Consider the following 9,171-nt stretch of genomic DNA (forward strand, 5'->3'; position numbering starts at 1 on the left):
GCCAGCGCAGTACCCCATTTAGGGGCGTTAGCTTTACGGTAGGCGTCAAGTTCTTCTGTGGTGATAGGGCGCAACCCCGCAGGGTCAAACAGGTTGACAGGATTATTGCCCGCGTACGCATACGGGTGAGCCACCCAGCCCGCACCCGTGACAGGCTCGAGGGGGTCAGGTGAGAGGAAGAGGGCTGAGGCAGGGTCGTAGACGCGTGCGCCCATCCATTCATACCCTCCTTGTAGGCGTAGTTCGCCGTGGGAGCCAACCCCGACTCTGCCAGCACCACCAGTATTCACACTCACTCGGACTGCGGGGGCTTGGTAGGGATTGTGGGCTTGAGTGTCGCGGCCAGGCCGCCACGAGGGCATCATCCACCCGCCGCTGCTGGTCGCGCACAATGGGCCTGCCTGGATGAGGGTGTCCTCACCGAGCTGGCGCACGCCACCATGCTCATCGCAGATGACCGGTAGACCATCAACGCTGCGCACATGCCCCAACGCGTCCACATTGAGGTGCTGGTGATGCCCGCTGGCATCCTTGCGGATACTCGTGAGGCGTCCAAGCGTTGACCACTCGAACACGGTAGTGGTTTCTTTGCTGCCCATCATATGCGTTTGGCTGATGCGCCTACCTGAACGGTCGTAACTGTAGGTCATCCGCGCGTTCTTCGAGGCGGCGCTGATCAGCTGCCCAGCAGCGTTGTACTCCCCCTCCCACGTGATCCCACTTAGTGTGGCGTGTGTGAGGCGCCCGCCCTGATCGTAGGTCCACGAGTTCGCCCCATCTGGCCCTTGAGCGCCCCTCATCTGAGCGGCTTCATCGTAGAAGTAGCGGGTTGTCTGCCCACTGGTGGTGACCTGGGCCAGGAGGCCATCCTCGGTGTAGGCCATTGTGGAGGCCACCTGGCCGCCACCAGTGGTCAGCGTGTGAGAGACGGGGAAGCCGTCCTTGTACTCCCACCGGGCGCTCTCATCTCCCGCACTGACCTGCAGGGGCCGGCCGGCCTGGTCATACTCGAACACGGCATCTGGCAGACCCGGGTGGCTCACCCGACTCACCACACCAAAAGCACCACGTTCAAAGATGGTGGTCTGCCCGTTGGGTGTGGTCACCGCACTGACGTGACCGTCAGCGTCATACGCCCACGAGGTTACCTGCCCGCCACGCTCGTAACGCTCACACAAGCCCCGAAGGTCATAGGAGAACACGTGCGTGATTGGGGCCGTCGGATCAGAGTAATCCTCAACCGTGCGCGTGCGCGCCGCAGGGTCAATACTTGTGCGCGAGAAGAGGCGCCCATCAACACTGAGCGTCTTGGTTAAACCATCATCCTCGTACGCGATGTCAATCGTGCGCCCATCAGCATCAACGTTACGCACAAACCGGCCAGCCTCATCATAGGAGGCATAACTCGTATCCCCCAGTGGCGTGGTCTGACTCGTGCAGCGGTTCATCGCATCGAAGGTACGTGTGCTCACCCCACCCAGGGGATCAATCACTCGGATAGCACGGCCATTCGCGTCATACTCATAGCTGGTCACCCCGCCAGTACCGCCCGTGACAGCCACCAGTTGGTCAGCCTCGTCATAGCGGAAACGACGCAGCCCCCACTGCGGGTCTTTCGTTTCAACGACGCGGCCTGCCGCGTCATAGACCCATCGCCAGGTCCCCGCCCCCGGCACATGCTGAGCGCTCAGGCGACCGCACACGTCATAACGACGCCACGCGCGCTCCCCCGCCGGGCCGTGTTCTTCAACAACCTGCGAGTCAACGTCATAGACCACAGTAGTGGCAAACCCTAAAGCGTTCACTACCCGGCAGATGCGGCCACACTCGTCATACTCATAGCGCGTCGTCGCACCGCCCGGGGTGCGCACACGGGTGGGACGACCCGCTGCGTCACGGTCAACCCGCGTCAGGCCGCCAGCAGCATCAACGAACTCAACAGGCCTGCCCGCGCGATCATAACGCACACGAGTGTGCGCCCCGCCCGCGCCAGTGATGCCTTCAGGTAATCCCCACGCGTTCAAGCTCAGCGTCTGCTCGCGGCCCACTCCACCCGCACTCTGCTGACGCTTTGCCCGATCCGTGGTGAAGGCAGTCACCACCCCAGTGGGGTCGACACTTTCCACCCGCTGCCCCGCAGCCGCATACGACTGGCTCCACAGCCCGCCCGAGGGATCCAGCATCTGAGTAACGCGGCTCATCGCATCATGGGTGAACTCCCACGCCGCCCCATCAGGCATCACTACCTTGGACACATTGCCCAGATCGTCGAACTCCTGACTCACCCGGCGGCCCAGAGCATCAATGACTGCACTGACCTCACCATGCTCGCCCGCTTCCACAACGCTACGAGCTCCCAGAGGATTGATCACCGTGCTCAGACGCCCCCCAGCGGTGTATTCAAACACCCACCGGGCCCCGTCAGGGTCAATCCTAGCCGCAAGCAGGCCCGCATCCGTGTACTCGTAACGCGTCAACGCACCCGAAGGCCTCATGGTTTCAATAACATGACCCGACTGGTCACGCACCATACGAGTCTCATTGCCCGCACCATCCCGATGAGCAACCATGTCACCGTGCTCGTCGTATGTGAACTCCACGACCACGCCCATCGGGTCCACAACGCGGTGCAGCAGATCCCTCTGCCAGGTCAACTGCGTGCGACCGCCCTCGCCGTCAATAACGACGCTCGGCTGAGACTGCTCCCCCACATACTCCAAAGTGGTTGAGGTAATTTCTTCCCCACCAGCATCACTCACACTGCGCGAGGTCAGGCGATCGCGCTCATCATACGACATGCGCATTGTTGTGCCATCGGCATCAACCTCAGTAACAAGACGACCACGGTCATCAAAAACCCGCACAGTTTGGGACCCATCACCTGCCACAGCCAACACCTGGTTACCCCACGGATCCCACGACATCCGCTGCGTATTGCCGTCACAGTCCGTTACCGCAACCAAGCGGCCCCACTTATCAGCCACCCACGTGTTACCTCGCCCACCGTCAGCATCCGACACCGCAGTCACCCGGCCCGACAAGTAAGAAAAACGCGTTAAACGCCCATACTGGGAAACCTGAGTGACCACTCGGCCCATCTCATCGTATGTATTGCGCGCCTCAACCACGCCATCACCATCAATGACAGCACTAATCAACCCCTCATCGTTCCACTCATAGCGGCGCACTCCACCAGGAGTCCTGGCCTCCACCAAACGCTCACCCTCATACACGTAGTCAACGCGGCGGCCATCACTGCCAACAACAGCAACAATCAGGTCATCATCCCATTCCACATCGATCCAACGCCCCCACACGTTGTGCACGCGCACCAGACAAGCATCCTCGTATGTGAAATAGAGCGTCGCACCCTCTGTCGTACTCAAGGAAACAGGCACACCCGCCGCGTCAAAAACCCAGCGCGCTCCTGTGTTATTCGTAATAACAAAACCAGTGCCGTCGTCCTTGACGGTCAACCAGTAGTTGGCACGCTGCGCACGCTCAAACCCATCGGTGCTCCTTGGGAAAAAGACTTCTCGGCCATCAACCATCCTCCACGTCGCACCCGTAGAGTCGAAACGCAACCCAGCCTCGGCAAAAGATGCCCACCCCACACCGTGAGCACCCCTCCTCGCACTCAACGACGAATACGAACGAGCCCACCCCAGCAGTGCAGAGGCCCCACCAAAACGCAAGTCCTCCTCATTCTCAACAAAATTACCCGTCGCTGTGTTGACCGGGTCGTTCGAATATCCCGAGGTCGGCGGATTACCAATCGCCTGCACAGCAGGAATCTCCAGCTCAACACGTTGTTCCGAGATCCCATTCGCCGCCAAAGAAGCCCCAATCGCCGAGTTCGGAACCGTTGACACAACACCCGAACCACCAGCAGCCTCAAAATTTGACGCTACAACATCCAAACGCTGACAATCCAAGTCATTAGAGGCAATATAGGCACTAAAACCAGTCAGAACAGCATCACAGTCCAACCGTCCCCACTGGCATTTCGCACGGAAATCAGCCACCAACCCCTGCAGCTGCGCAGGAAGATGACGAATAAGATCCGTAGCACCACGCTCCCCAGAAGTAAAACTCCTCAAATCATCAGGCAACGCCGACGATACTTCAGAAGCCCTTGACCCCGCGAACTCTCGCCGTAGTCCCTTCGGCGGAGCGTCGTAGGTCTTGTTCATCTGAGGAATTGGCTCCATCCGCGGAGGAGCAGCCTCCCCATGGAACAAATGCAAAAAATCAATATCCTCTAAGAACTCATCAAAACCAGAGCGACTATCCCTCTGACGCTTCCACTCCCGCGCAGCATTAATACGATCCTGCTCCGCACGCGCATCCGCCTCTAAATCACGCACCCCCTGAGCGACACTACGCAAACGCTCAGCCAACAAGCGCGCATCCTGATTCGCAGTCCCCACATTAAAAACCCACAAATCCGCGTAATACCCAACAAAATGAGTACCCGACGTGGTCTTACGCGCATTGCGGGGCCCAATCTGATCCTCCACGGTTGTCGCAGCAGAATCAAGACTCCGAGCCAAATCCCCACTGACCCCATAATCCCACACAACATCAGCAGAAGCGTTCAGATCATCCAAACTATAATCCGACATGAAAATCACCTCTCATATCGACCGATGCGGCCACAAATAATTCCTGAACAGACTTAAGCTGAACAACCTGACAACACCTACGCCCCTTAGTTTAACGAGGTCGATCGGCATGCGGGAATCTATTCGTATATTGCCGCGAAGTAAGCAATACAAGCCAGTCAGTAGAGGATACGATTCCTTCTATATAGATATGAAATATTTATTGCAACGAGGAGAATCTTTTAGGTTGCTTCTTATTCACTCTCAGTAGGAGCTTCAGTCATTGTCTGTTCGGCAGGCGTTTCAGCGGGCGCTTCGGCCGGAGTATCGGCAGGGGCTTCGCCAGCTCCTTCAGCAGATTGAGGGAGCTGACCCGATTGAGCTTCGCGAATTTCTTTGAGCTTTTCGACAGTTTCAGGGTCAAGGGGGTTGCACTTATCAGTGCCCCGCAATACTTCACGATTGGCCGTGATTCGAGCCGCATCCTCGGGGCTGAGCGACTTGTCGTAGAAAGCACCAAGGATGACTGTCACAACAGGATCGGACCCATCGGCAAGGACTACGCGGGAGCCCTGGAAGTAGCGGGCAACTGTCCAGGCGTGATCCACAGATAAGGCGGTTGCGCGAATCAGAACGGCGCCGGGGTATTCGTCAGCGTTACCGGCCTCTTGCATGTGGAAGCCAGCGGTTGCGAGCATGTTGGTTGCCTCGCCAGCAATCCCTTGACGAGAGGTACCGTTCAATACCTTCACTTGGACGTTTTCTGGGACAGAAGGGAGCGCCTCGTCAGAGGGACAGGGGCTGGTTCCCACTTCAGCAAAATGAACGGCTTCCGAGAACTTCTCTTCGAAGGGCAAACTCACCAAGCCCGATGCCACCAGTGTTGCAAGAACGAGCAGTGCCGCCATGGTCGTGGCAATGATGGTGAAGATCTTGTTCTGGCGACGCTGGCGGTTTTCAAAGAAACGTTGCCGCGTGCTGATTGGCGTCGGTTGTTGGCTCACAGGTTAAACCTACTCGACTTCGGGCCATTCGTGCAGGCAAGCACGACTACTTCATCAGAAAATACAGCGTTTTCACGCGCGCCGCAGCTCATACGCCTCAAAAGCGAGGGCGTCGATGTCGCGTGTAAGGGCAGCAAGTTGATCCTCCCAGGCCAGGTGCACCACATCCGCAGCATCCGCATAAGCCTGGGCGTAGGAGTCTCGCACGCCTTGGAGGCGCACCTCTTGCACAGCGAAAGAGCGCACGCCCGCTGCTTTGCAGCGCCTCGCTATCTCTAGGGCCTCGCCCAGCACTGAGGGGTCAAGCGTCAGGCGTACCTCGTGGGCGACCTCGGGGTGTGACATGAGCACATCCAGGGACTCCCAGGCTTTTTCTCCGGCACCCTGCCGTCCGGCAACGGCCTCGTAAGAAGCGCCGGGCAGGGCCTTAATGTCCAGGCCCACCCAATCCACCAGACCTTCATCCAGCAGTCGAGCAAGGCGCGCGGGGTAGGGGCCGGCGGTGTGCAGGCCCACGTCGAAACCCATCTGCCGTATCTGTCGCATAGCGGGGATGAGTGCCCACTGGCGGGTTGCCTCACCGCCAGAAAACACCACGCCGTCAAGCAGGCCGTGGCGACGTTCCATCAAAGCTGTCACGCTTGACCATGCCACAACGCCGGGAATACGCGGGTCAATGATGGCGTGATTATGACAGTAGGGGCAGGCCCACGGGCAGCCTTGGCAAAAGACAGTGGCGACAAGTTTGCCCGGCCAGTCCACGCTGGACATGGCGGAGATTCCCGCGATCTGCAGGTCCTCGGCCGTGAAGGACGAGGCCGGGTCCGCGTTCCTCCCCAGGTGGACAGGAACGCGAACCGAGTGGGCGGCGCAGGCACCGGCCTCGTCAGGCACCCGTACCAGCCCCAACGGCGCTGCCTTCGCCAACGGCCCTTTCTTCGCCAACAGTTGAGGTGGCCCCCACCGGCGGGAATGCGGACACGAGTTGACCGTGGGAGGCGGCGGCGTCCTCGTTGAACATGAGGCGCTCGGCGTACTCGCCCTTCTTGCCGATATTGAAGGAGTGGACGGGGCGGAAGTAGCCCATGACGCGCGTCCACACCTCGCACTGTTGCGGCTCAGCTTCAATCCCCATAGCGGCGGCGCGCTCGGCGCAGCGCGGGCAGGTGTGGTGTTCACCGGCCAGGTAGCCGTGCACGGGGCAGATGGAGAAGGTTGGAGTGATCGTAATGTAGGGCACCTTGAACGCGGTCAATGAGCGGCGCACCATTTCCTTACAGGCCGCACCCGAGCTCATCCGCTCCCCCATGTACAGGTGCAGTACGGTGCCGCCCGTGTATTTGCCCTGCAGGACCTCCTGGGCTTCCAGGGCAGCGAAGGGGTCATCCGTGTAACCCACGGGCAACTGCGAGGAGTTGGTGTAGTAGGGCTGCTCGGGTGTGCCCGCCTGGATAATGTCGGGGTAGCGGCGCGCATCTTCCTTAGCGAAGCGGTAGGTGGTGCCTTCAGCGGGGGTGGCCTCCAGGTTGTACATGTGGCCGGTGGCTTCTTGGAGGTGGACCATGCGTTCGCGGATGTGGTCGAGGACGCGCACGCACATGTCGAAGCCGCGCGGGTCGGTGATGTCATATTCATCCCGAGAGTAGTTGCGCACCATTTCGTTCATGCCGTTAACGCCGATGGTCGAGAAGTGGTTGTCGAGGTGGCCCAGGTAGCGGCGCGAGTAGGGGAAGAGTCCGCCGTCCATGTGGTGTTGGATGGTCGCACGCTTCTTTTCCAGGGTGTCGGAAGCGAGGTTGATGAGGTGGTCAACCTCGGCGATGAGAGCGCCCTCGTCGCCGGCGTGCAGGTAGCCTAGGCGCGCCATATTGAGGGTGACGACGCCGACGGAGCCGGTGAGTTCTGCCGACCCGAACAGGCCGTTACCGCGCTTGAGGAGTTCACGCAGGTCCAGTTGGAGGCGGCAGCACATGGAGCGGATCATGTGCGGGTCAAGGTCGGAGTTGATGAAGTTTTGGAAGTAGGGCAGGCCGTATTTGGCGGTCATCTCGAAGAGACGATCAGCGTTGGGGGTGTCCCAGTTGAAGTCGGGGGTGATGTTGTAGGTGGGGATGGGGAAGGTAAAGACGCGCCCGTCTGCATCGCCCTCGCTCATGACGTCGATGAAGGCGCGGTTGATCATCTCCATTTCTTCGGCGAGGTCCCCGTAGGTGAAGTCAACGATTTCATCACCGATAAGGGGGTGTTCGTCGACGAGGTCGTCGGGGCAGGTCCAGTCGAAGGTGAGGTTGGTGAAGGGGCATTGGGAGCCCCAGCGGCTGGGCACATTGAGGTTGTAGATGAGTTCTTGCATGTTTTGGCGCACGTCCTCGTAACTGAGGTTGTCGAGGCGGACGAAGGGCGCCATGTAGGTGTCGAAGGAGGAGAAGGCTTGTGCGCCCGCCCATTCGTTTTGGAGGGTGCCCAGGAAGTTGACGATTTGGCCGCAGGCGGAGGAGAAGTGCTTGGGGGGTGCGGAGGCAATGGCGCCGGGCACGCCGTTAAAGCCTTCTTGGATGAGGCGTTTGAGCGACCATCCGGCGCAGTAGCCGGCGAACATGTCGAGGTCGTGGATGTGGATGGCGCCTTCGCGGTGTGCGCCGCCTGCTTCGGGGGTGTAGACGCGCTCAAGCCAGTAGTTGGCGATCATTTTGCCGCTGGTGTTGAGGATGAGTCCGCCCAGGGAGTAGCCCTGGTTGGCGTTGGCATTAACGCGCCAGTCGGAGCGGCTGAGGTATTCGTCGATAGTGGCGATGGCATCAACGTCGTAGCGGTGCGCGGTGTTGTGTGTGGGTGCGAGCTGGGGGTTCGCAGTCATGGTGGCACTCTTTCCTGTGGTCGCGTCCTGTGCGGCGAGGGCGACGCGTGGGGAGCAGCTCCGTTGTGTCGGTCCCGTTGTGGTCGCCGTTGTTCCTCGTGTTGTCGCCGTTTTCTTGAAGCTGCTATCAGCTTCTTCATGCCCTTCAGTCATTTCCTCAAGGTTCAAAACACTATATGTAGTGAGTGGCGAACTGTTGAACCACTATATATAGGGTCATGTGGAGAAGAAATACCCGACACGCACTGTGGGAGGCGTGGCGCGCGCGCCACGCCCCCCACAGGCATAAAGCAGGGACTTGAGTCCTAAAGCACTTGGGGACAACCCATCCTTTAGTGGCGCACCGCACACAAGCTACTTAAATCATCAATAGATTTAAATCCTAGTCTATTTGGACTCTCAGATTTCTGATTGAGTCCTTCCAGAAGATGCGCCTAGAAGTCGGTACGCACCTTTTCTTCTATTTCACCTTATTTATGCACAGGGTCTTCTATGATGAGAACGCCTTTCTTGTTTCATTGGAAGAGCCTAAAGGAGTGCGTGTATGCGGTGGGTTGAGTTTGATGTGTCTGCGGCGCATGCTCTGGCGTATCAATGCACTGTTGCTTCTGATGCTTTGCGTGCTCAAGGGTGGGGGCGTAGGAATAGTGTTGAAGTTGCTTTAGAGGATTTTCATGGGGCCTACGCGTTACTGTTTGCTGATGCT

Annotated in this window: 4 protein-coding genes; all 4 read right to left on the reverse strand. The window is 59.1% G+C overall.

Annotated elements, in window-relative coordinates:
* The coding region (locus tag EII11_RS10170; protein ID WP_124872422.1) for a DUF6531 domain-containing protein at positions 1–4,625 on the reverse strand (4,625 nt) is incomplete at its 3' end.
* 233 nt (positions 4,626–4,858) lie between these two features.
* Positions 4,859–5,608 (reverse strand): LytR C-terminal domain-containing protein, encoded by a 750-nt coding sequence (locus EII11_RS10175; RefSeq protein WP_124872425.1) that lies wholly within the window; start codon positions 5,606–5,608, stop codon positions 4,859–4,861.
* A gap of 72 nt (positions 5,609–5,680) precedes the next feature.
* Complete coding sequence (locus EII11_RS10180) at positions 5,681–6,535, reverse strand: anaerobic ribonucleoside-triphosphate reductase activating protein (protein ID WP_420820455.1); 855 nt, start codon at positions 6,533–6,535, stop codon at positions 5,681–5,683.
* Positions 6,495–8,465: a ribonucleoside triphosphate reductase gene (locus tag EII11_RS10185; protein WP_124872428.1), complete on the reverse strand. Its 1,971-nt coding sequence runs from the start codon at positions 8,463–8,465 to the stop codon at positions 6,495–6,497. Before EII11_RS10185 ends, EII11_RS10180 begins: the two co-directional genes overlap by 41 nt.
* Between the last annotated feature and the right edge of the window lie 706 nt (positions 8,466–9,171).

This window comes from Schaalia canis (assembly GCF_003858455.1).
GTDB classification, from domain to species: Bacteria; Actinomycetota; Actinomycetes; order Actinomycetales; family Actinomycetaceae; genus Pauljensenia; species Pauljensenia canis.